Source organism: Neisseria sp. P0021.S006 (assembly GCF_051956895.1).
In genome coordinates this window covers 1-763 of record NZ_JBQCWZ010000648.1, presented here as the reverse complement: position 1 = coordinate 763, position 763 = coordinate 1, and the positions used below count along the sequence as shown (strand labels likewise).

Sequence of the window (763 nt, the reverse complement as noted above, 5' to 3'; positions counted from 1 at the left end):
ACACCGCCGAACGACATTCGGGCAGCCTGAAAAACGTATTTGACAAAGATAGAGTGCAAAGTGAACTGGATTTACAAAGAACCGTCAGCCAAGATTTTAGTAAAAATGTCCAACAAGCCAATACCGAGATTAACCAACATTTAGACAAACTCAAAGTAGACAAAGAAGCAGCCGAAACAGCAGCAGCCGAGGCATTAGCCAATGGCGATATGGAAACTGCCAAACGCAAAGCTCATGAAGCTCAAGATGCGGCAGCAAAAGCAGATAATTGGCAACAAGGCAAAGTCATTCTCAACATGTTAGCCTCAGGCTTAGCTGCGCCGACCCAAAGCGGAGCAGGCATCGCTGCGGCTACCGCATCGCCGGCCGTATCGTATGCGATTGGACAGCACTTTAAAGATTTAGCCGGTCAAAACGCGAATGGCAAACTAACCGCCAGTCAAGAAACCGCTCACGTTCTTGCTCACGCGGTATTAGGAGCAGCGGTTGCAGCAGCAGGGGACAATAACGCCCTAGCAGGAGCATTGAGTGCAGGTGGAGCGGAAGCAGCTGCGCCTTACATCAGCAAATGGTTATACGGCAAAGAAAAAGGAAGCGACTTAACGGTGGAAGAGAAAGAAACTGTAACAGCGATTACAAACTTATTGAGTACGGCAACGGGTGCGGCAGTGGGCAACAGTGCAACAGATGGAGTGCAAGGCAGCCTGAATGCGAATAGTGCGGTGGAGAATAATTATATTTCTTTCCCAAACAAAAATGACGC

General features: G+C 48.6%; 1 protein-coding gene. It reads left to right on the top strand.

Annotation, left to right across the window (positions count from 1 at the left end):
* A partial coding sequence (locus ACTHUM_RS16245; protein ID WP_440403456.1) for a VENN motif pre-toxin domain-containing protein occupies window positions 1–763 on the top strand: 763 nt, incomplete at both ends.